This is a genomic window from Blautia wexlerae DSM 19850 (genome assembly GCF_025148125.1).
GTDB lineage: Bacteria > Bacillota > Clostridia > Lachnospirales > Lachnospiraceae > Blautia_A > Blautia_A wexlerae.
Map to the genome: position 1 here is coordinate 2,036,473 of NZ_CP102267.1, position 23,239 is coordinate 2,059,711.

The 23,239-nt window shown below is 37.8% G+C and carries 17 protein-coding genes; 12 read left to right on the forward strand and 5 right to left on the reverse strand.

The window, feature by feature from the left end:
* Positions 1 to 44: 44 nt before the first annotated feature.
* From NQ550_RS09475 to eno, 4 genes are all read left to right on the forward strand, one after another.
* A complete protein-coding gene (locus NQ550_RS09475) occupies positions 45 to 305 on the forward strand; it encodes a heavy-metal-associated domain-containing protein (protein WP_025577021.1) in 261 nt (86 codons plus the stop codon).
* A 294-nt stretch (positions 306 to 599) separates the two neighbouring features.
* Entirely contained in the window at positions 600 to 986 is a 387-nt protein-coding gene (locus NQ550_RS09480) for a hypothetical protein (protein ID WP_025577022.1), read from the forward strand.
* 13 nt (positions 987 to 999) lie between these two features.
* Positions 1,000 to 2,310 carry a M56 family metallopeptidase gene (locus NQ550_RS09485; RefSeq protein WP_029676793.1) on the forward strand — a complete coding sequence of 437 codons (1,311 nt, stop codon included), beginning with the start codon at positions 1,000 to 1,002 and terminating at the stop codon, positions 2,308 to 2,310.
* A gap of 509 nt (positions 2,311 to 2,819) precedes the next feature.
* Positions 2,820 to 4,124, forward strand: coding sequence for a phosphopyruvate hydratase (gene eno / locus NQ550_RS09490; protein WP_025577024.1), 1,305 nt, complete (start codon positions 2,820 to 2,822; stop codon positions 4,122 to 4,124).
* A gap of 128 nt (positions 4,125 to 4,252) precedes the next feature.
* Here the strand turns inward: eno and NQ550_RS09495 are convergent, their stop codons facing one another.
* Together NQ550_RS09495 and NQ550_RS09500 are read right to left on the reverse strand one after the other, a co-directional pair.
* Positions 4,253 to 6,109 (reverse strand): serine hydrolase domain-containing protein, encoded by a 1,857-nt coding sequence (locus NQ550_RS09495; RefSeq protein WP_025577025.1) that lies wholly within the window; start codon positions 6,107 to 6,109, stop codon positions 4,253 to 4,255.
* Between the two features lie 191 nt (positions 6,110 to 6,300).
* The gene (locus NQ550_RS09500) at positions 6,301 to 7,686 is read right to left on the reverse strand and encodes a citrate/2-methylcitrate synthase (RefSeq protein ID WP_020993894.1); all 1,386 of its coding nucleotides are present in this window, start codon (positions 7,684 to 7,686) and stop codon (positions 6,301 to 6,303) included.
* Between the two features lie 367 nt (positions 7,687 to 8,053).
* Here NQ550_RS09500 and NQ550_RS09505 point away from each other — a divergent pair, with 367 nt between their 5' ends.
* Entirely contained in the window at positions 8,054 to 8,533 is a 480-nt protein-coding gene (locus tag NQ550_RS09505) for an acyl-CoA thioesterase (protein ID WP_025577026.1), read from the forward strand.
* A gap of 33 nt (positions 8,534 to 8,566) precedes the next feature.
* On the opposite strand, the gene NQ550_RS09510 is transcribed toward NQ550_RS09505, so the two are convergent.
* Positions 8,567 to 9,694, reverse strand: coding sequence for a ComEC/Rec2 family competence protein (locus tag NQ550_RS09510; RefSeq protein ID WP_025577027.1), 1,128 nt, complete (start codon positions 9,692 to 9,694; stop codon positions 8,567 to 8,569).
* A 155-nt stretch (positions 9,695 to 9,849) separates the two neighbouring features.
* The gene (locus NQ550_RS09515) at positions 9,850 to 10,368 is read right to left on the reverse strand and encodes a hypothetical protein (RefSeq protein WP_025577028.1); all 519 of its coding nucleotides are present in this window, start codon (positions 10,366 to 10,368) and stop codon (positions 9,850 to 9,852) included.
* 326 nt (positions 10,369 to 10,694) lie between these two features.
* Between NQ550_RS09515 and NQ550_RS09520 the strand changes: the two genes are divergently transcribed.
* The 6 genes from NQ550_RS09520 (at position 10,695) to NQ550_RS09545 (ending at position 20,555) form a co-directional block, all read left to right on the forward strand.
* The gene (locus NQ550_RS09520; RefSeq protein WP_025577029.1) at positions 10,695 to 12,443 is read left to right on the forward strand and encodes an alpha-amylase family glycosyl hydrolase; all 1,749 of its coding nucleotides are present in this window, start codon (positions 10,695 to 10,697) and stop codon (positions 12,441 to 12,443) included.
* Between the two features lie 161 nt (positions 12,444 to 12,604).
* Positions 12,605 to 12,979: a RidA family protein gene (locus NQ550_RS09525; RefSeq protein ID WP_008703111.1), complete on the forward strand. Its 375-nt coding sequence runs from the start codon at positions 12,605 to 12,607 to the stop codon at positions 12,977 to 12,979.
* A 175-nt stretch (positions 12,980 to 13,154) separates the two neighbouring features.
* Positions 13,155 to 14,579, forward strand: a complete 1,425-nt coding sequence (locus NQ550_RS09530; protein ID WP_259839977.1) for a DNA/RNA helicase domain-containing protein — start codon at positions 13,155 to 13,157, stop codon at positions 14,577 to 14,579.
* A 154-nt stretch (positions 14,580 to 14,733) separates the two neighbouring features.
* A complete protein-coding gene (locus tag NQ550_RS09535) occupies positions 14,734 to 14,871 on the forward strand; it encodes a hypothetical protein (RefSeq protein WP_197724785.1) in 138 nt (45 codons plus the stop codon).
* A 474-nt stretch (positions 14,872 to 15,345) separates the two neighbouring features.
* The gene (locus tag NQ550_RS09540; RefSeq protein WP_025581139.1) at positions 15,346 to 20,001 is read left to right on the forward strand and encodes an ATP-binding protein; all 4,656 of its coding nucleotides are present in this window, start codon (positions 15,346 to 15,348) and stop codon (positions 19,999 to 20,001) included.
* A gap of 212 nt (positions 20,002 to 20,213) precedes the next feature.
* Positions 20,214 to 20,555, forward strand: coding sequence for a nucleotidyltransferase domain-containing protein (locus tag NQ550_RS09545; RefSeq protein ID WP_025581137.1), 342 nt, complete (start codon positions 20,214 to 20,216; stop codon positions 20,553 to 20,555).
* 381 nt (positions 20,556 to 20,936) lie between these two features.
* Here the strand turns inward: NQ550_RS09545 and NQ550_RS09550 are convergent, their stop codons facing one another.
* The gene (locus NQ550_RS09550) at positions 20,937 to 22,175 is read right to left on the reverse strand and encodes an IS110 family RNA-guided transposase (RefSeq protein WP_114091361.1); all 1,239 of its coding nucleotides are present in this window, start codon (positions 22,173 to 22,175) and stop codon (positions 20,937 to 20,939) included.
* A gap of 412 nt (positions 22,176 to 22,587) precedes the next feature.
* Here NQ550_RS09550 and NQ550_RS09555 point away from each other — a divergent pair, with 412 nt between their 5' ends.
* Positions 22,588 to 23,145: a hypothetical protein gene (locus NQ550_RS09555; protein ID WP_025580097.1), complete on the forward strand. Its 558-nt coding sequence runs from the start codon at positions 22,588 to 22,590 to the stop codon at positions 23,143 to 23,145.
* Positions 23,146 to 23,239: the final 94 nt, after the last annotated feature.

Below are 23,239 nucleotides of genomic sequence, written 5' to 3' on the forward strand. Positions count from 1 at the left end.
TCTGGCTATTTCTAACTTATAACGTAAAAATGGAGGACAACAATATGATTAAAACAACTGTAAAAGTAGACGGTATGATGTGCGGAATGTGCGAATCTCACGTAAACGATGCAGTGAGAAAAGTCTTTCAGGTAGATAAAGTTACTTCTTCCCACAGCAAAGGGGAAACTGTGATCATTTCAGAGAAATCTGTAGACGAAGCAAAGCTAAAAACAGCCATCAGCGCAACAGGATATGAAGTAAAAGGTATCAGTTCAGAACCTTATGAAAAAAAGAAAGGTCTGTTTTCATTTCTTCATAAATAATGAGCATGTTCAGTAAATATCATTAAATCATAAACCTATTAAAAAACCAGGCAGAAACTTTGCAGATTATACTGCAGTTTTTGCCTGGCTTTCTCTGTGCCAACAAATTGATTTCTCGACAAATCTCGAATAATGGCGTTAAAAAGTCTGAAAAATTCCCCAAAATCAGTTGCTTAATTTGTACAAAACATGGTAGACTATTTGTAGTTAAGAAGTGACAGAAATTTACAATTACTTAACCGAATCAGGTGAGACAAATGACTCTATCAGCCTGATTAATCAGGAGATGAAAGAATGAAAAGAAAAATAGAACTTGTCTGCTGGATTTTATTTACCTTATGTTCTGGTATTTGCTTCTTTATCAATTTTATGAGCAAACCTCCTGTAGACGATACACATAAATTTACCTTATATATGATCGGTGCTGCAACAGTATCTTTACTTTATCCGGGAACCATGTTTATCCTTGGACTGAGAAACAGTTATCTGTATGATAAATTAAACAAATTTGCTAAAGAAAAGGGCGAGACGGAAACTGTCAAATTTACACAGATTTCAAAACCATCCGTATCAGGATATACAGTCTCTGATATGAAAACCCTTGTCAGCGCTCTAATCTCTGATAAGAAACTTACAGAGGAAGAGAAAGAATTCTTATTAGAATACATTAAGAAGAAATGATGTGATGTTTTAAATGGAACTATTAGTCTGTATGTCCATTTCAGGAAGCATTCCTGTTGTGATCTGTTTGCTTTTATATGTGATTCAGTGTGAAAATTATAATTACATTCTTGGAAGAAGATTACTACTGACAGGCGTATTCTTTTATCTTGTGCCGATACAGTTGATAAAATATCTGATACCTGAAGAAGTCTATCCAGAGGCTCTTTTTAACGAAGAAGCTCAACTGTACTTATCCAACTCCTTATCTTTCTGGACTGAGCGAAAGGGAGAATACATATGGATGCCGCAATGGTTTGATATTATGGCTAAGCTCTGGCTTAGTGGAATTGTTATCTTTGCGGTTTATGAAATCATCAAATACTGGAGAAGTGCACATTCTATCAATAATTTCATTTTTGAAAAAGAAGAAGATCCGGAAAATAATCTTACCTATTATCTGATTCCGGATGATACTTATGGACCATGTACCATAGGCTTTTTTCGTCAGAAGATTGTGATTCCGGAGAGTTTCCCTCTGCATCCTGATTTTGTCATGGTATATAAACATGAAGGTGCCCATCTAAAGAATCACGACAATTTAGTAAAACTGTTATGTCTCCTTGTCCTGTGTGTACACTGGATGAACCCTGTGGCATATCTTTTACTTCTCCTTTACATCGATACAGCAGAAATAGTCAGTGACAGCGTGGCAGTAGAAGGCTGTCCAAAAGAAAAACGCAAAGACTACGCCAAACTGCTGGTGTTAGAAGCCTCAACTTCGGACATACGTCCGGTTGTATGGAAAAATAATTTTTCCGGACATAAAAAAGATAAAGAAGGAAAAGATTTTAAAACAATAAAAAGGAGGATTAACTACATGATGAAAGAAAAGAGAAAAGGATTGTTGCAGAGAGGGATTATGGTGGCAGTGTCAGCACTGACAATTGTGGCTGGAGCCGGGACGGTGTTGGCGTATGAGGCAATGCCGTCATCTGACGAAAGTTTTAGTAGTGTTGTTTTGGTTGATTCTTTAGATGATTTTGGAGATGATTGCATAAAAGCAAATATGGTGAATGTAAATATCATAGATACTCTTGATTTTTCAGAACATGACAGTATTTTTATTGATACAAATGATAATCCAATAGTTTGCGACGAGTCTTCATCTACTTATGCATTATGTACACATGCTATGGTAAATGGAACTTTTTATACTCATGCTAAAAACTCATCAGGTGGATGCACTGTCAAATTATATACCTGCCAAAAATGCAAAAAATGTGGATATCGTGCAAATGCAGTATATCAAAATACTATCACTTATGCTAAATGTCCTCATTAATTATTCTATAATAAAACAAGGGTAAAGCCTAAACAATATTAAGCTATAAATAAGCAAATACGGAAAAATACACAAAAATATGGGCTTCTTATTTGTGGTTTAAATATATTTAAACCAATCAAGTAAAGCATATCTTTGTAATTAGAGATATATGTGCAATATTTTAAATTTCCTTATTTATAGGTTAAGCTTAATAGTGTTTAGGCTTTGTTAATGTATCATTAACTCTCGCTTTCTGAAATACTTTCTCAATATCCTCCCAATTATCCTCTTGCATTTTTATTAAAGTTAGAATATACTAACCAATAGAGTTAGATGCCACAAACTCTAGCGTGAATTAATCATTTGAACTCCATCCGAAGACCTGCTGAAACCTTCGGAACAATGGATTGCATCTGTGCTTGCTGAACTCACGGCTATGCTGAAGGCCGTACTGCAGATATAATCCACCCGGTACATCTCAGTTGCGGTGTACCAGGAGTCCAAATGCAAAACCAGAAAGGGGATTTATCATGTACTTAGAAATTGAGAAAGTAATTGGAAGAGAAATTCTGGATTCCAGAGGAAACCCGACAGTAGAAGCAGAAGTATATCTGATGGATGGCACTGTTGCAAGAGGAACTGCTCCAAGCGGTGCATCTACAGGAGAATTCGAAGCTCTGGAATTAAGAGATGGAGATAAAGCTCGTTACCTTGGAAAAGGTGTGCAGAAAGCAGTAGAGAACATCAACACAACAATCAACGAAGCAATCGAAGGTCTCGATGCAAGTGACATCTATGCAGTAGACGCAGCAATGATCGCAGCAGACGGAACAAAAGACAAATCTAAACTTGGAGCAAATGCAATCCTTGCAGTATCTATCGCATGCTGCAGAGCAGCGGCAGCTTCTCTTGAAATTCCGTTGTATCGTTTCCTTGGCGGAGTATCCGGAAATCGCCTCCCTATACCAATGATGAACATCGTAAACGGCGGATGCCATGCATTATCATCCGGGCTGGATGTACAGGAATTCATGATCATGCCAGTTGGGGCACCTTCCTTCAAAGAATGCTTAAGATGGTGTGCGGAAGTGTTCCACGCACTTGCTGCCATTTTGAAAGAGCGCGGACTTGCCACATCTGTAGGTGATGAGGGTGGTTTCGCACCTGCACTGAAATCCGATGAAGAAGCGATCGAGACAATCCTTGAAGCAGTTAAGAAAGCCGGATATGAACCAGGCAAAGACTTCAGGATTGCCATGGATGCTGCTTCCTCTGAATGGAAGAGTGAAAAAGGCAAAGGATATTACAAACTTCCAAAAGCCGGCACAGAGTATACATCCGAAGAACTCATTGAGCACTGGGCTAAATTATGCGAAAAATATCCGATCATCTCTATCGAAGACGGTCTGGATGAAGAAGACTGGGAAGGATGGCAGAAACTTACAGCTAGACTTGGCGACAAAGTACAGCTTGTCGGTGATGACCTGTTTGTTACAAATACAGAAAGACTTGCAAAAGGTATCAGCCTTGGCGCAGGTAATGCGATCTTGATCAAATTAAACCAGATCGGTTCCGTATCCGAAACACTGGAAGCAATCAAAATGGCCCACAAAGCAGGCTACACCGCAATTTCTTCTCATCGTTCCGGCGAGACAGCAGATACAACAATCGCAGATCTTGCAGTAGCACTGAATACCTGCCAGATTAAGACCGGCGCTCCAAGCAGATCTGAACGTGTTGCAAAATACAACCAGCTTCTCCGTATCGAAGAAGAGCTCGGCGCAAGCGCAGTATATCCGGGAATGAAAGCCTTTAATGTAAAACAGGACTAAACAGAACTATGGCAATCCGCGTAAATAATGCATGCCATAAATAAAATAAACCTGTAAAATGTAAAATGCATTTCTCATCTGAATCGTTTAGTGAGAAATGCATTTTTGTATATGAGACTTTATTATATTCACTCATCTGTATCAATACTGTCTGTTTCTTCCGGTCTCTTCAGATATCCCCTTACAACAGGCTCAATCGTCTGTTCCATAAGCCGGTGCAGCAGTTCTGTCGTAATATTATGATCTCCCAGAAGCGAATTATACAGGAAGTTTCCTGACAGTTCTTCAGTAATAGAACTCAGTCCTGCCAGGATCATTTTTTTACCGGGTGTTTCGTTCCATCTGATCTCAATTTCATCATCTTCATGAAAGAAAATGTGCGCCTTTCGTTTCACACATTCTTCGATAAAAGTAATCTCCAACTTTAATACAGGGATATCGTTTTCATCTCTTGCAAATTCTCCCAGTGTAGCTACAAGGTAATGTTCTCCATGAAGATCAACACATCCATCCGCAGCCCTTCCAAATCCAACAGGAAGTTTATGGATTACCTCACCTTCGGTAAAAGAAACGCAAAAGTTTCCCGCATCATAAGTAAAAGAAATTTCAGAAATACCATCTGTCATATTATTGTGGAATACCTGCACAAACAACGGCGCAATTCCAATATTCTGCTGTTCCATAACATAAGTTCTGCCGCTTACAGCCCGCATAAAACTGTGATGATCAGATGGGCAATCAACGGCTGCTGAAATACGGTAGCTGTATTTTTTATCTGAATGCTTCCTTCTGGAAACTACATTTCTTTTCCATCCCCCGCGCAGAGAAGTACTTCTGTTATTATTTTCTCCATTTTCCAGTTCTCCGCACAACCGTTTCAGAAGACTATAGGAGAGCGGATTCTCAGGTAGAACATCGGCGGGATGATAATTAACAGGAAAATATTTCCGAATGATATTCAGCATGATACAGTCCTGAAACATTTCTTTATTTCCAGCATTTGTGACAAGAACCATATCCATATCCGGATAAATAATAACATTCTGTCCCAACATTCCGTTATATTCAAAGCTTCCCGGGCGCTGTTCCATCCATAGCTGATATCCATATCCATAGGTGTCATTCTGAGTTTTCAGATGTCGTGCCGTAGATATTTCTATCCAATATTCAGACACCAGCTGCTGACCATTCCATTTTCCCCTCTGAAGATACAGCTGGCCAAGTTTTGCCATGTCTTCTGCACAGAGAAACAGTCCCCAGCCGCCTTTTGTAATTCCTTTCGGACAGGTTTCCCAGTAATATTTCGTGATACCAAGAGGACCAAACAGTCTCGGAGTCAGATATTCGGTCAGGGTTTCTCCTGTACGTTTCGTCACGATTGCAGAAAGAACATAAGTATTCAGACTGTTATATTGAAACTCTGTTCCGGGTTTTCCATTGACAGATGCATTCAGAAAACTTCCAAGCCAGTCATTTCCGGACACGATACCTGATTCATTAAAAGTTACGCCGCTTGTCATGGTCAGCAGATTCTCTACTGTGATCGCAGGGCGGAAAATCTTTGAAAAGGCATTTATATGATCCGGAAAAATGTCATAAATATTTTCATCGAGTTTTAATTTTTCCTCTTCGATCAACATGCCGATTGCCATACCTGTGATGCTCTTGCACATGGAATGTGTAATATGCCACATTCCTTTAGGGTATGGTGCAAAATTACATTCACAGATTACCTTGCCATGACGCAGTGCCATAAAATGATGCATTTCCGTATCTTTGGAAGCATCTAGTTCCCGAAGAAGGGCAGCAAACAGATCAGAGGAGATTCCTTGACTCTCCGGTGTGGCACGTGCAAATGCCTGCTCATAAACTGCATCAAACGGAAAATCCGGTTTCTGTGGGAAATAATCTACCCGTGTACCGCCTGTCTTTCCAAGGATCATATTTAAAACCAGTTCTGCAACCGCAATCTGTTCTTTTGCCATAGAGAATACCTCCTTTTTCGGATTTATTTTGATTATACAGACCTCATACAACAAATGCAAATTATATTTTTACGAAAAAGGATATTACCAGTGGACAGTAGCGCAGGATTCTCTTTCTGCGGGAAGCTCACTTTAGTGACATAATAAAACGGCTGCGGAATGAACCGCAGCCAGTAATAAGTTTCATCTGTTTACCTTTCGTCAAAAGCAACAAAATCTGTATGATGTCCTACATATTTGTAAGCAGGACGAATGATCTTATTTGCATTGATCAGTTCTTCCAGACGGTGAGCACTCCAGCCCGGCATACGTGCAATAGCAAAGATCGGAGTAAATAATTCTTCCGGAATACCAAGCATGCTGTATACAAATCCACTGTAGAAGTCCACATTTGCGCAGACATTCTTAAACAGTTTTCTATGTTCCATAATCAGTTTGCCGGCAATATTTTCTACTCTGTTATAAAGCTCGAATTCCTCTGTCATTCCCTTTTCCTCAGCAAGTGCCTGGGCAAAGCGTTTCAGGATCACTTCTCGAGGATCGGAAAGTGTATAGACTGCATGCCCCATACCATAGATCAGCCCTGCATGGTCAAATGCTTCTTTATTCAGAACCTTCTTGAGGTAAGTTATGATTTCATCTTCGTTATCCCAGTGATCTTGATCTACATGAGACTTCAGATCAGCAAACATATTCTGAACTTTCAGGTTTGCTCCACCATGACGAGGTCCCTTCAGAGATCCGATGGATGCAGCAGTAGAAGAGTAGGTATCTGTCCCTGAAGAAGTTACCACATGAGTGGTGAAAGTGGAGTTATTACCGCCACCATGCTCAGCATGCAGGATCAGTGCAATATCCAGAACTTTTGCTTCCAGTTCTGTGTATTTTCCATCCGGGCGAAGCATAAGAAGAATGTTCTCGGCAAGAGAAAGCCCCTTCTGCGGATTACGGATAAATAAGGTATCATCCTTTCTGAAATGGCGATATGCATGGTAAGAATATACGGCAATTTCAGGAAGCTTTGCAATCAGTTCCAGAGACTGACGAAGTACATTTTCAGGAGAAATATCTTCCGGATTGTCATCATATGTATAGAGAGCCAGAACACAACGCTGCATGGCATTCATAATATTGGCATTGGTTCCCTTCATAACAACATCGCGGACAAAACGACCGCCAAGCTCCTCCATATCAGACATCATATCCAGAAATCTGGAAAGTTCTTCCTTATCAGGGAGCTTACCGAAGATCAGAAGATAAATTGTTTCTTCAAATCCAAAACGTCTTCCGTTCAGACCACTGATGATATCCTGTACATTGATTCCCTGATAGTATAAACGTCCATCAGCCGGAATCTGTCTGCCGTTGATCAGATTATAACCATTAACATCAGAAATCTCTGTAAGACCTGTCAGGACACCTTTACCTGCGGAGTCACGAAGACCTCTTTTTACATTATATTCTACATACAGATTTGGATCGATATGATGATTCTTGAGCAGTTCCTGTTCAAAGAATCTTATTTTGTCACGAAGCTGTCCGGAATCTTCCAGACTCATCATTTCATGTTTTTCCATAATATCATTCCTCATTTCCCCGTTATTTATCTACAGCAATATTCGCAAATTCACTTATAGCAATACTCGTAAATAATGCATATTATAGTGAATTTTATTAAAAAACACTGATACAGTGAATTGCAGATGCATCCTTGCGATCAGTGTTTTACTATGGCGAACATTTGTATTTGTACCTATTTAAACATTGTACAGTAAAGTGATGGGAAAGGCAAGACAAAGATTGTATTTTTTTTCATACATTCATATTAAAGTGATAACGCTTTAAAATTATACAGAAGGAAAATTATGAAAAATATAACACAAAATCATGGAACGTGCTATAATAGCCAACAGAAAGCATGATAAAGGGGAAGTGAGAAAAGAAATGTCAGAAAGAAAAATGAAACGAGTTGAGGATTCCTTAACAGAGCAGTCTCATTTATTAATGCCAAAGTGTCTGAATGCCGCAGGTTATCTGTTTGGCGGACAGCTGCTTGCATGGATTGATGAAACAGCAGGTATTGTTGCCAAGCGTCATGCGGAAATGAATGTGGTAACTGTTGCAGTAGACAATATGTATTTCAAAGCCGGAGCCAGAGTGAACGATACCATCGTTCTCATCGGACGGCTTACACATGTGGGACGTTCTTCCATGGAAGTACGTATTGATACTTACTGTGAAGCCCTTGATGGAACCAGAACCATGATCAACCGCGCATATTTTATTATGGTTGGAACAGATGAACATCAGCATCCTGTGGAAGTACCGGGACTTATCATTGAGGGAGTTACTCAGCAGATAGAGAATGAAGCTGCACAGAAACGTGCAAAACTCTGGAAAGTACGCAGACAGGAAGGATTTTAACAAAACAGCCGCAAATGCGGCTGTTTTTGTTTATCAGTAACATTTACTGCAAGGTCCGTATCCCATAGCTTCGGCTTCTGATCTGGATACCTGTCTGGCTGTATCCGGGTTCATTCTTCCACAGTTGGGAATGCTGTGATATTTTTCGCCGGTTGCAGGGATCCATACCATTGTTCCTAGATCTGCATTGTTGGATTCTTCCTGTTCAGGTACCGGATCAGAAGTGGTAGTTTCTTCTTGCCAGGAGTTTCCACCAGTGCCACCTGCAGAAGCATTTACAGAGGAGTCTCCGGAAGAATAATCATTACATGGCTCCTGTGACCAGGAAATATTTGTTCCATCGGAGACTGCAATGATCGTACCCTGTTTATCTGTTCGGAATACAGGGATTCCCATATCTGATAAACGTCCCATTGTATCTGCTGACGGATGATTATACTGATTATTGATTCCGCAGCTTATGACTGCGCAAGATGGAGAAGTTGCCTCAAGGAAATCCCAGGTAGTTGAACTTGCAGACCCATGATGACCAACAGAAAGAACATCACAGTCAAGGTTCATACCTGTACTGATCATATCCTGTTCACTGGTTTCCTCTGCATCTCCGGTAAAAATAAAGCTATTTGAACCATTTTCAAGTTTGATTACAAGAGAGTTATCATTACTGTTCTGGCTGATACCATTCGGTGCAAGAACAGTGAAACTTCCGGTGCCAAAATCAAATGTTTCACCTACAGAAGGATACTGTACGATAATTGCATTTGCAGTGGCAGTATTCATAAAATTATTGAATAAATTTGAAGTATGTACATAGTCTGGTCCGAATATATTACTTACAGAGAAATTGTCTATACATGGAACAAGACCGCCGATATGATCTTCATCATAGTGAGAAGCGATCATATAGTCAATGTTTTCCACATTCTGTTCCTGTAAGTAGGAGATGATCAGATCAGCATGGCTCTGATCCCCGCCATCGTACAAAAGATTTTGTCCTCCGGACTGTACTAAGATGGCATTTCCCTGTCCAACGTCAATAAAATGAACTGCCATCTCACTGTTGCCTTCAGCTTTTACCGTCAGTGCTGATTGCGGAACTAAGGTAAACAGCAGAAGGAACAGAGATAGAATTAGTGATAGTAACCTGTTTTGTTTCTTCATAAAAAGCCTCCTGAATGTTAATAACAGTTTGATTATACCATTTATTGAGAAACAAAAACATAATTATAGTAATTTCGTAAAATAATACAAATAATCCAGTCTATCTTGGAGCGGGTTTGAAAAATGCTTTAGCGTGAAGTCCTGCGTCAGATTGATTAATACTCTATCTGCTGAACTTCCTCTCCATTGTCTTCCCATGTATCAGAGTTATCCAGAGAACCATCTGTGCTGTCACCGGAATTGTCATCGCTGGGATAATCAATCTGATCGGAAGAATCATCCCCTGTATCGTCAGACGATGTCTGATCACTGCTTCCATCATCAGAAGATCCATCTTCTGTATCTGTATTATCATTCTCCTGCCCTGTATCATCCAGAGAACCGTCCTGCGTCGTATCAGTATTGTAAGAAGAGTCATTGTAAGAAGTATCATTATAACTGTTGCCATAATCAGAATCATAGTTACTTTCCTGAGTATAAATGGTAAATCCATCCTCCTCAGCCTGAGCTTCTGCCTGTGCCTGAGCCTCAGCAGCAGTTTCCGGAGCTTCCGTAAAGTTTGTAACAGCTTTTGACACTGTATTACCGGTAGGTGCCACAGCAGAAACCGCAAACATCGCGCCACAAAGCAGGATTGCAGTTCCGGCAATCTGAATTTCATCTATATGTCTCATAGTTTATATTCTCCTTGCTTATCTATGTTTGTTTCTTTCTATTTCTATGCATATCCAGATTATTTACAGCAATATTATATACCTTAAGTAGATTTTTTTGTAGAGTAAATTTTAAGTTACTGTTCATACATCACTATCCTGAGATATACAAGCCAAAATTGAAAAAAAACTGGATTCTGTCTGAAAAATCTGTTATTATAAGAATCGTATGAATATAATTTCAACTATAATACAGTTTATCTAATTATTTTCTTTCCTGTATGATATCAGGGTAAAAAAATCCCCATAAAATTGAAATTATAAATTTAAAAACAGAGGTGTCATTTATGAGCTGGTATAATGAGGCAATTTTCTATCACATCTATCCACTGGGTTTAACCGGTGCGCCGAAGCACAATGACTACAGTGCTCCTGTTTCCCGTCTGAACACATTACTTCCATGGATCGACCACATCAGAGAAATCGGATGTACAGCATTATACATCGGACCTTTATTCGAGAGTGTAGGACATGGCTATGAAACCACAGATTACAAAAAGCTAGATTCCCGTCTCGGAACCAACGAAGACCTTAAAAACTTCGTGGCAGCCTGTCATGAAAAAGAGATCAAAGTTATTTTCGATGGTGTATTCAATCACACAGGCCGTGATTTCTTTGCATTTAAAGATATTCAGCAAAACCGCGAACATTCCAGATATCTCAACTGGTACTGCAATGTGAACTTCGGAGGGAATACGGAATACAATGACGGCTTCTCCTACGAAAACTGGGGTGGATACAACCTTCTGGTAAAATTAAACCAAAGAAACCCGGAAGTACAGAATTACATCTGTGATGTGATCCGTTTCTGGGTATCAGAATTTGATGTAGATGGAATCCGTCTGGATGCGGCAGATGTCCTTGATTTTGATTTCATGCGTGCCCTGCGCCGTACAGCAGCAGAAGTAAAGGAAGATTTCTGGCTTATGGGCGAAGTGATCCATGGTGATTACAGCAGATGGGTAAATGGAGAAACGCTCCACAGTGTAACAAACTATGCCCTGCATAAAGCACTCTACAGCGGACATAACGATCATAACTATTTCGAGATCGCACATACTGTAAAATATCTCCAGAATATGGGAAATCTTGATCTCTATAACTTTGTGGACAACCATGATGTAGAACGTATTTATACCAAGCTTTCAAATAAAGCACATTTTGCACCTGTTCATGTCTTACTCTATACACTTCCAGGTGTACCAAGTATCTATTACGGTTCTGAGTTCGGTATTGAAGGAAAGAAAGAGAAATTCTCCGATGACAGCCTCAGACCGGCTCTGGATATCAAAGACTATGCAAATGCAGTACAGAAGAATCCATGTACAGCTCTGATCGCAGCTCTTGGAAAGATACGACAGCATACACCTGCATTAAGCTACGGAAGCTACGCTGAACTTCAGCTTACCAACCGCCAGTTTGCATTTGCCCGTGACCTTGACAAAATCCGTGTGATCGTTACCGTAAATAACGATGATAATGCAGCAGACATGAGCCTTCCGGCAGGAAACTGTGCAGAATATATCGGAACCCTCACAGGCCGTAAAGTACCTGTTCAGGGTGGACATATCAATGTAACAGTAGCCGCAAACAGCGGTGAAATCTGGGTTCCAGCAGGTGAAATGCCAGAATATATACCAGTAAAAGTAGAAACTGCAGATGTCAAAAAAGTACAGGAAGATACAGAAGAAACAACTTCCCCACAGACTGAGTCTCCTGCACAGAAAACAATAACCGCAGCAGAAGAAACCGCAGCAGCAAAAGCAGAAGATATTCAGCCTGAAAAAACTGCCGATACTTCAGCCATATCAGCAGAAAACAGTTTTCCGGAAAATACGGAAGCCGCTGCTGAAAAGGAAAAGACAGTAATTGTAGATATGAATAAATCCCCGGAAGACATGACTGTAGATGAATTACAGCAGGCAATCCTTGCCAAAATGGCAGGTAACGGCCTTGTTACAGACCAGATGAAGAAAACAGTATATGATAATATCTGGCATGATTCTCTGGTAAACTGGCTCAAGAGCTTCCACTAATCAGATTATCGTCAGTATTTTTCATCTTTTCTTTCATTAATAAAAGAGAAATTTTCCATGTGACAATTTTTTTGCCGTTGACTAAATATTTTTTTGGTGGTAAGATATGGATACAGATACAGACAATCAATCACACTAAATCGTACGGGAGGAATTCACTCATGAAAACACTTGAAACAAAAAAAGCACCAGCAGCAATCGGACCATATTCTCAGGCAAAAATGACAGGAAACTTCTTATTTGCATCCGGTCAGATTCCGGTAGACCCGGCTACAGGTGAAGTTGCAGGCGATAAAATCGAAACACAGGCAGAGCAGTCCTGCAAGAACGTAGGAGCAATTCTTGAAGAAGCCGGACTTACATTTGACAATGTTATCAAGACTACATGCTTCCTTGCTGATATGGCAGATTTCGCTGCATTCAACGCTGTGTATGAGAAATACTTCACAAGCAAACCGGCCCGCTCCTGCGTTGCTGTAAAACAGCTTCCGAAGAACGTACTCTGCGAAGTGGAAGCTATCGCTGTAGCTGAGTAATTCAGCCAAACCACAATATAATAGATATTTCAAAACAATTTCTGAATCTGATTCAGATGGGGAAAACAGCCAGGAAAAAATCCACCTGGCTGTTTTTTGTTTTCAGGCTACCTGCAATTGCTGATATTTGCTATAATAGTATAAAAGAATTCCGGCAAAATGAAAGGTAAAAGTTATGAGATCAATATCCATATATGCACTTACGAGAAATCAGAATAAAGATTCTCTGTCAAAACTGGAACGTCAGTTATCCGGTCGGGAATATTTCCTCAAAATACGGGAATGGGAACTTCAGAGTATGAAAGCACTGGTACGCCAGTTAGAATCGCATATGACTAAAGTCTGTTCCCTGCGCTTTTTCTATTCCTACCAGATTCCAAAACTCGGGAAAGAATTTGATCTTCTCCAGATTAAAGACGACCAGATTATAAATATTGAACTGAAAAGCGGGGCTGTATCTGAGGAGGCAATTCGTAAACAGCTTATGCAGAACCGTTATTACCTTTCCGTTCTCGGACGCTCCATACAGTCTTATACGTATATCAGCAGTCAGAATCGCCTTGTCAGGCTTACCAATCATGATCATATTGCAGAAGCCGACTGGATAGAGCTGTGCAGATCACTGCAAAAGGAGAGCAGTGATTATCAAGGGAATATTGACAATCTGTTTCAGGCCGAACTATATCTGATTTCCCCCATCACAGAACCGGCCCGTTTCCTGAAAAAAGAATACTTCCTGACTTCCCAGCAGCGGGATATCCAGCGCCAGATCTTAAAGAAACTCCGTATCAGCCGGTTCGGATATTTCTGTTTTACCGGACTTCCCGGAACAGGAAAAACATTGCTTCTCTATGATATCGCCATGAAACTGTCCAGGCGTCAGCAGATATGCATGATTCACTGCGGTAATGCCGGAAAAGAATGGAAAATACTGCATAAACGTTTACAGCGTATTGCTTTTCTTTCGGACAATCAGCTGACCGAAAATACAGAGCTGAAACATTACAGTGCAGTTCTGGTAGACGAAGCACATTTGCTTTCTTCAGAAAAACTGCAGATTCTGTTAACGCAATCGGAGGGGGAGTTTCCTGTAATATTTTCCAGCGATTCCGAAGATGCCATATGTCCTGAAGAATTAGGGGTAAATACATTAAAACTCATAGAAAATCTGCCGGAAATCCAGATGTTTCACTTAACCAACCGCATCCGTACCAATGCGGAACTTTCCTCATTTATCCAGAATATGCTACACCTTACAGACAGAAAAACCTCAAAACCCTATCCGCATGTTTCTGTTGTATATGCAAATAATGAAGAGGAGACTGCTGCCTTACTGGAAGATTATATACATCAGGGTTATGAATATGAGATTACTGCCGTGAGAGACATAAAACGTCTTGTTATCATATTGGACGAACGATATTACTATGATCAGAACAGATATCTGCGTTCAAAACATTTCAAAGAAGGCAGGTCTGATGTCCGTAATTTATTTCACCGACTGAATCAGGCCAAAGAGGAACTTTCTATAATTGTCAGAGAAAATACATATGTATACGAAACATTACTCACGCTTTTACAGCCTGATACTGTCAGATAAAAACTGCAAACTATCCGACTCTCCCTTGAAATCCCCCACCATTCCGTATATAATAGGAATATTGTGGGGGATTTTCCCTGCTTAACACAATGTTGATACAATAACCTCTGAAAGGAATACTATGAGAACTCTAGCTTTAAGCGATGAAATTTTAATGAAAGTTGACAAGGCTGCCCGTTACATCGGTGGTGAAGTCAACTCTGTAATGAAAGATAAGAATGACGTAGATATCCGCTTTGCCATGTGCTTCCCGGATGTCTGCGGGGGTAGATGTCCAGATAGTATTATTTAGTATATATAGTGTTGACTAATGATGAATAGTACAAGATATAGATACAGAATGACATTAAAAAACACTCTTCAACACTAGATACTATTATGACCATGACCAAAATATGACCACTTTTAGCAAAAAACAGTTAAGAATTTTATACAACCAGTAAACAAAAATATGAATAAAATGGCTTAAATACCTCAAAGCACTTTATCGAGTATTTATGAAAGAATATATATGGATTAAAAAGTACCTTGCAGCATTGTGAGGTACTTTTTTCTTAAGGAATTTAGAGAAAAGGTCAGCTTGTGTTTGAGGATTAGAGTGGATATAATGGGAGTGGGGGATGGTAAGTGAAAACGATAAGAACATATATTAGTAATAAAAAACTATGTAACAGAGCAGACATCCAATAAAGACGTTTTGAATTCTATTTGAGCAAAGTTCTGATTAAAAGAGAAAAAGGAGTATTTGAGATAGGAGAGATAGAAAATGAATAATTTAACAGCTGGAACAGGAGATCCATATTGGTATGAATGGTCAGTTGGATTATTATACATGGTAAAGATGATAAATTCTGATAGCGGAATTAAAAATGTAGTTTTGCAATCGGAGGACAGTCAAAGCTTAGATGATGTTGTAGTAACTTATGAAGATGGAATGATTGAATATATTCAAGTAAAGCATACTAGGAAAGACGATAGCATTACATATTCAGATATGATTGAAGGAGGATCTAAGAAATCATATTTGTATAAGTACTCTTCCGAATGGAAAATTATGGAAAGGAAGAATCAAGGAAAAAACAAGGTAGTATTTTTTACAAATCGAAAGATGGGAAAGCGAAAACATACGTTGGAAGATGAATGGGAAAGACCGCCTTTGACACTGTTTTGGAAAACAATTAAAGATCAAGTAAAATCTTTAGGAGAGTCATCTGATAAGGAAGCAGATATTAGTAAGGTTGTTGTGAAAAAAGAATGGAAGACTGCATGGGATACTTGGAAAGATTGCATGAGTGATTTAGATGCAAAAGAACAATTGCTTTTTTTGCAAAACTTTGAATTGGTATCTGATCAAGAAGATTTAAACGGAATTATTTTTTCTATTGCAGATGAATTACAGAAAAAATTTAAAACAACACATGAAAAGGCAGTAAATTTACATCAAAAATTATGTTACCAATTGATGTGGTGGGCAACATCAAATGGAAATAAAAAAGAAATAGATAAAGAAGATGTAATGGAAGCACTTTCATTATGCGGTGACAGCATAAAAGGAGAGCATTTTTTTCCTATTTGTGAGCCCTTTTTTCAATCGCGGATTAAATTTGTAACAGATTTAGAAAATAGAATTTTAAAAGGAAAATCAAGAGTAACATTTTTAACTGGTGATCCAGGATGTGGAAAAACTAACATAGTTAGTTTTTTGGCGTGTAAGCCAGAGAGTATTGTTACCTTACGATTTCATGCATTTAAGCCGATTGTTCCAGGAGATTTATATGTTTCCGGGGATCTTGGAATTAGCACTCCAATAGATTTCTGGGGGAATTTGTTGATTATGCTCAGAAAATTGTTTAAAGGAAGACTTTATGAGTATAGTGTACCAATATCAATAGAATTGATAGACTCCGTAGATACAATAAGAAACGAAGTATTACGGTTGGCGTCTGCCTGGGCGGATATCACAGGGAGACCAACAGTTATTGCCGTTGATGGAATTGATCATGCAGCTCGTAGTGGAAATACAAATACCTTTTTAAGAACATTGCCAGTACCGGAAACTATTCCTGAAAATATTCGATTTATACTTGCAGGACAGCCAACACATCAGTTTTCTGAATATCCTGATTTTTTATCAGATCCAGATAGGATAGAAGAGGTACATGTTCCGAATATTGATAGGGGTGATTTGGAACTATTATATGAAAGAAGCAGTTCTTTAATGAAATATACTGAATATGAAAAAGTATTGGTTATAAATTATATTACGAAAATTGCAAAGGGGAGTACACTTTCTGGAGTGTTTGCAATGCAAGAAGCTACTAAATATAGCAATTTTATCGATTTTGAGAAGAATAGTAATGTCAAAAGATTAAATTCTGGTATCCAGTCATATTATGAATATATTTGGAAGACTGCTACTCAACAGGTAGGAGAAATTAGGTATACTATAGATATGTATTTGGCTGCAACTTTTTCTGTTATTAATAGAAGAATTTCGGCTCAAACAATGGCAGATATTTATGGAAACGAAATACCAGTGTGGCAATGGGAAGATATTCTGCAAAATTTATTTCCAATCGTTACATATGATACTTTAGGATATAGTGTATTTCATAATGATGTTAGATTGTTTTTATCTTCTCATTATAAAAAAGCTAAACAATTGCTTCCAACTATAAGTGGGAAAATTGCAAACTATTTAATAAACAAGGACTTCGATGAAAAGGTTAAACATGAAGTGATATTCAAATTGTTAAAGGAGTCGGGACAAGAAGAAAAATATATAGATGTTTTTACTTGCGAGTATGTAATGAAAGCCTATTTCTTAAAAAGAGATTTAGGGGAGATTCGGCAACAGATGCTTGATACATTGGCAATATTACCTAGAATTGAAGACAAAAGAAAAATTGTGAAATTTAGTTGTGCCGTTACTAGTATGCAACAACATGGAGAGTCATTGCGTTGGTTGGAAAGAGAATATCAAAGTGATGTCGAATTGCCTTTTGCATTGAACAGTGAGAAAAAGTTTATTGCAGAAACTCTTTTTTCGATAGAAGATTTATATGAAATATTTAATGATATAGAAATTCTAGTTTTAAAGAATGAATTTATCAGAGCTAAACAAATTTTTGTACGCTGTATGGATAAAAAAATACCTGGTAAGGTGTTTAAAGACATGGCACAAAATAATGAAGAAAATACAATAAACGAGTTGTTGGAAATTTGGGGAACATATGCTAGAAAATTTAGAATAGCGCCAGTGGAAGAATGTTATGAAGATAAATCAGAAAAAAATGCAGCAGCTTATTTTTATAGAGGTTGGCTTAAAGAGGCAGTTAATTATTTAGGAAAAAATCAATTAAAATATACTTTGGAAAATATAAGCTACTATTTTAAACCAGATATTGAAGATTTTCTGCAGCAAGTTATAAAGAGAGGAAAGACGGAAGAAATGGAGTTCATATTAGATGAACAAATAAGAAATTTCCTTTCTGAAAGAAATAGAGTTTCTGTATGTGTTTGGGCTGTAAGAAACTGTAGGATTGATTTATGTGAAGAGTGGCTGTCCGAAATAGATGATAAACAATTTGAATATATTTCTAAAAAATGGTATCATCAAAAATATACGGAAATAGGAAAGAAAAAAGAAAGATTCAAAATAATTACTGATATTATGTATATTCTTACATATGTATCTAAAGACTCATTTATTGCGTTGAAGAACAAGGCTTTAGAGAAGAGTGAATTTAAAAATGATAGAAGTGATAGCATTGTTGCTGAAAATTTACTAGTGTCGGTAAATCAAATTGCATATATGGAACAATGTATTTTGTTTGAATGTATGCAAAAAATAAAAGTGGAAGATTTTGAAGCATTGCTGGATATCATTTTAGATGATAGATATTACAATGGTTGTTTTAGCATTGATACAACTTCTTATAGAAAAAAAGTGTTAGAAAGTATTATTCGAATAATAGATAATCTTCCTCATGTGTTTCAAGAATCTTTAGAAAAAAGTTTGTGCATAAAGGCAGAAACATATTCAGAAATTGCACTTTTGGAAGTATATTGGCGATATCTAGTAGCAAAGGGAAAAGGAGCCTATATAGAGTTATTTTTCGATGCTTGGATGAATTCTGATGGTAAGATATGGAAAGAAGAGTTGTCTGAGCGAGATTATATTTCCAATGTATTATTAAAAATAGCAAAGGAGATGGGGTGGGAAGAAAGAATAAAAAAAGCTACTGCATTAATAAATGCAAGAAGTATTGGTTATGTTGGGCGTAAGGATTATAGTCTTTTTAATCCGTTGCAGTGGTTTGAGAGAACTTCCAAAGAAAAAAAAGAAATTTGGAAGGAGCAAGGAAGCCTTTTAATGAATATTTCTGAATATGCATCAAGAATTGGAGATAATAGAGCTTTTGTCCAAATAGATAATGCAGTGTCTACTGCGGCAGCAAATATGAGCTTAGATAGTTTTTTTCAATTTTCCCAAATGATTAAATTTATTAAAGACAATTGGATAGAAGTTGTGTTTGATGGGATTATATCTGCATTGGAAAACTGCTTTTTTTCTGAAGAAGAACTTGTACAGATATGGGAAAAAACAGTTAACTATTTCCCAATAGATGAGCAGGCAAATTTCTATGACGTCCATAATACTAAGCATAAAATTTACTGTGCTGATGTTCATAAGGCACTTTCTTTGTGTATTTATAGATTAGGGTATTCTGAACTAGAGAAAAGGATGGAACAAATAGCGCCTTGTGAGTATACTCAAAAAAGATTAGGAAGATCAGAGCATAATCATATTATTCCAAAGCGATGGTATGAGTCAGGATATTATGATAATGTGAAGTCGTTTCTTGAAAGTGTGATTGAAATGGATTGTGATGAAATGTTTGAATATATAGAAGAAAAATTTGAACAAAGTGATTTTTCATGGGACTACATAGAATATTTTATTCAGACAGCACAGAGAGTGGATTCGTATAGTATCATTAGGCATAAGAAACAAATTATGAATATGCTAAAGAAAAGAAAGTCAGAGCAATTAGATTATGACGGAGTAAATAGGCTGTACAATGTATTATTTCCGTATCTGACAGAAGATGAAGTAGAAAAAATATTGCAGGATATACTTACTGTATATTATCATCGCATAGAAAAAGGATGGTCATCTGCTGACTATGGATTGATGACAGACTTGGAGAATTTTACATTTGCATTATTTTCACGTTATGATACAGAAGATAATATTTGGGGGTTACAAGAGATTTTAAAAATGCACTGTATGTGGCTAAATGGTACAGATACTTTAGAAATAGAAAACATATATAAAGTTGGTGCAGAAGAACATATTAATGGATGGTCAGATTTCTGGAATAAACTAGAGATAAATGAAAATCCTTTGAATTTTTAAAAATGTTTTTTCAAAGAGTAACATAAAAGAAAATAATATGGAGATAGATAATCTGTTATTATTTAATCTTACGTTCAAAATTCAGTGCAGAATTATAAAAACAATTGATGCAACTATATTATTGAACAAAATGCAAAATATGTATCCAATATAATCTTTCAGAAATGAGATTATACTATAATTTAGAGATAATCGGAAAGGAGGACTGCTTTATGCTAATGACGATTCAAACATTACTTACAGATTATCTGGCTGAAATTCAGAAAATATATGGTTTGCACTTGAAAAGCGTCATTCTGTACGGGTCTTATGCCAGAGGCGATTATACGCCGGAGTCAGATGTGGATATTATGATTCTAGTAGATCTACCAGATGATGAGATTGATCAATATGCGGATGAACTTGCCGAGGTAGGATTTGAGTATAATGTTGCACATGATATTTGGATGATGCCTGTGGTGAGAAATCAGGATCATTTTAATCATTGGGTAAAAGCCTGTCCTTTTTACGAAAATGTTCAGAAGGAAGGTGTGAAGCTTTATGAAGCCGTCTGATTCTGTGGACATAGGAACTAGAGTGGATGCAAATGTCATAAAAATACGGTGAGTTATTTCAATAATTTAGAAATTGAATAAAGCTGTTTTAACAAGTATTAAAACACGAGAGTAAGAATCTGAGTAGATTTTTGCTTTCGTGTTTTTTTATTTGCCTGAAAAATTTTTTTAATCTTTCCGAAAAAATTCATGAAATTTACAGAAAAGCCTTGTGTACGGACTTCTTATTTACTGAAGTTTGGTACATTGCTACGAAAATAAAACTCGTAGCCAAAAACTGAACCTTGACAACAAATGTTTTCAACAATTATGAAAGCATCACTATAAAGCAGTCACAGTATTGGCTGCCTGTAGTGAGAGATTGATCGTATTTAAGAAAGGCTAGCTTTGAGCTTCCACATGATAACCATGTTTTTCCAATTCCCGTATATAACGAGAAAGCTGTTTTTGTTCACAGTGCTTACGTCTTGTTTCAAAACAGGATTCGTCAAATAGAGTTCCTTGTTTTAACATTGTGTAGATGATGACAAGAAGTTTTCGGGCAAGTGCGACAATCGCTTTTTTGGCTCCTTTTTTCTGTTTGATTCTCCAGTACCATGCCGAAAGATAAGTGTTGCGTTTCCCTGCAATCACCCAGGCAATTTCGCAGAGCATACTTTTTATGTAAGGATTGCCTTTTGTGACAGAGGTGCTTTTTCGTTTTCCAGCACTTTCGTTATTACCTGGGCACAAACCGGCCCATGAGCAGATGTGTTCCGCAGTTTTAAACGGCTTCATATCAATACCGATTTCAGCAATAATTGCACAGGAAGCAGTTGTGCTTATTCCATAGATGCTATTCAACTGCTCAACCTGCAGGGCAAATGGAGCCATATCTTCCTCGAGACTCGTTTCAATTTCAGCAAGATGTTTCTTTAAAGAATCATAATGAGTCATGAGAATCCTTAAAAATGCCTTTTGGTGTTCTGACAGTGTTCCGTTCACGGACATGAGAATTTCATCAATACGGTTTCTGGTCTTGGTTTTGAGACAAGAATCTAAAGCAGTTTTATCAATCTGCCCATGTTCAACTAAATGCAGAATGATGTTTCTACCCGAAGCGCCAAAAATATCAGAAATAAAGGATGATAGACGGAAGCCGGAACTTTGTAAAAATTTCTCAATCCTGTTCTTCTGTGACGTAATATCGCGGATGACACTCTTACGGTAACGATTTAGATCGCGGAATTCCCGAATCCTTTTTTCGGGAATAAAACTTCCGTTCAAAAGTCCGGCGCGAAGCAAGGTGGAAATCCATTCGGAATCCCGCATATCGGTCTTTTTGCCAGGAACATTTTTCATATGGCGTGCATTTACAACAAGCAGGGTAATGTCACCAGAGAAAGCATCCTCCAGTATTTCATAAATCGGCATCCAATAGATACCGGTGCTTTCCATAGCTACATGATGGCAGTTTTTAGAAACGATCCAATTCCGTAATGCTATCATATCCGGAATCAATGTAGAAAACTCACGGATTTCAGAACGGGTTGGCTTGCCCAGAGGACCAGTCAGGATACATGCAACAATTTTTTCTTTGTGGACATCCAGTCCACAGGAAATTTCCAGAAGGTCTTTCATACAGAACAACTCCTTTACTATAGAATTGGCAGGAGATTTGCCCGAGATAATACGGACTTTGCTACTCGTGCTATTCATAAAAGGTGCGACAATATGCTGTGCTCAAGGGCAAATCATTTACGTTGACAAACGGGGTGCAAATCCTCCAAGGTGCAATCAAACTTAATCCTGCCTAAGACTATTGTAAGGCAAAAAGAGAAGTGAAAAAAGTAGTGGAGTCAGTATCCTATTTTCATTATAGGCTGAGATAAGCTTTCATGATTCGTTGACAACTGAATACGGTAATGAGCTGAATCGTTCAGACGGGATGAATGCAGGATAAAACAATTTGGAGGGATTATATGTTGATATTAGGAGTTTGCTGGATGAAACAACACAGGAAAGATACCATGAAAGAATTGGGGGCGAATATATGGGAAAATCGGGTGTAATAAATCAAGATTTTAAAGGAGAAGACAATACTGCTTACCATGATGTGATCCGTCTGTTTAAAATATACCGTTCTGTAAATTGGAGAATGCAGATTAAGGTGAATCAAGTAAAGCACAGGGTACAAGAAGAGTATGGTACAAATCTGGATGAATTTTTGGATCATATTTATCAAGCCGGCATGGATATCAATCAGGATTTAGACGACATGAAGCAGCGGGTTGAGGCAATCAATCAAGCCAATAAGTTTTTAAAGCTGATAGATGAAGCAGTAGAATTGATGCGGAAGTTTCATCCGCAGGGCGAACGTTATTACTGGGTTTTATATTACAGCTATATGTCAGCAAGGAAAGCGGAAAATATAGAGGAAATATTAGACCATTTGGAACCACATTTCCCGAAAATTACCAGAATACACCGGGCAACTTATTTTCGATGGCGTGAGCAGGCATTTCAGGCTGTCAGCAGCATTTTATGGGGGTATGAGGATGAGAGCAGAAAGCTAATTGAGTCTTTCAAAAATAATTTTGAAGAGGAATAGCGATTCTGTTGACGTAGCAAATGCGAAAAATTTATAGTAGGTGCAAGTAATGAATGCGCATAAATTACGCAATAAGTTTTTTATGGTTTGTACC

Bases quoted from the DNA above. Each gene is read 5' to 3' on its own strand.
- NQ550_RS09475 (WP_025577021.1), top strand. From the start codon at position 45: ATGATTAAAACAACTGTAAAAGTAGACGGTATGATGTGCGGAATGTGC.
- NQ550_RS09480 (WP_025577022.1), top strand. From the start codon at position 600: ATGAAAAGAAAAATAGAACTTGTCTGCTGGATTTTATTTACCTTATGT.
- NQ550_RS09485 (WP_029676793.1), top strand. From the start codon at position 1,000: ATGGAACTATTAGTCTGTATGTCCATTTCAGGAAGCATTCCTGTTGTG.
- NQ550_RS09495 (WP_025577025.1), bottom strand. From the start codon at position 6,109: ATGGCAAAAGAACAGATTGCGGTTGCAGAACTGGTTTTAAATATGATC.
- NQ550_RS09500 (WP_020993894.1), bottom strand. From the start codon at position 7,686: ATGGAAAAACATGAAATGATGAGTCTGGAAGATTCCGGACAGCTTCGT.
- NQ550_RS09505 (WP_025577026.1), top strand. From the start codon at position 8,054: ATGTCAGAAAGAAAAATGAAACGAGTTGAGGATTCCTTAACAGAGCAG.
- NQ550_RS09510 (WP_025577027.1), bottom strand. From the start codon at position 9,694: ATGAAGAAACAAAACAGGTTACTATCACTAATTCTATCTCTGTTCCTT.
- NQ550_RS09515 (WP_025577028.1), bottom strand. From the start codon at position 10,368: ATGAGACATATAGATGAAATTCAGATTGCCGGAACTGCAATCCTGCTT.
- NQ550_RS09520 (WP_025577029.1), top strand. From the start codon at position 10,695: ATGAGCTGGTATAATGAGGCAATTTTCTATCACATCTATCCACTGGGT.
- NQ550_RS09525 (WP_008703111.1), top strand. From the start codon at position 12,605: ATGAAAACACTTGAAACAAAAAAAGCACCAGCAGCAATCGGACCATAT.
- NQ550_RS09530 (WP_259839977.1), top strand. From the start codon at position 13,155: ATGAGATCAATATCCATATATGCACTTACGAGAAATCAGAATAAAGAT.
- NQ550_RS09535 (WP_197724785.1), top strand. From the start codon at position 14,734: ATGAAAGTTGACAAGGCTGCCCGTTACATCGGTGGTGAAGTCAACTCT.
- NQ550_RS09540 (WP_025581139.1), top strand. From the start codon at position 15,346: ATGAATAATTTAACAGCTGGAACAGGAGATCCATATTGGTATGAATGG.
- NQ550_RS09545 (WP_025581137.1), top strand. From the start codon at position 20,214: ATGCTAATGACGATTCAAACATTACTTACAGATTATCTGGCTGAAATT.
- NQ550_RS09550 (WP_114091361.1), bottom strand. From the start codon at position 22,175: ATGAAAGACCTTCTGGAAATTTCCTGTGGACTGGATGTCCACAAAGAA.
- NQ550_RS09555 (WP_025580097.1), top strand. From the start codon at position 22,588: ATGGGAAAATCGGGTGTAATAAATCAAGATTTTAAAGGAGAAGACAAT.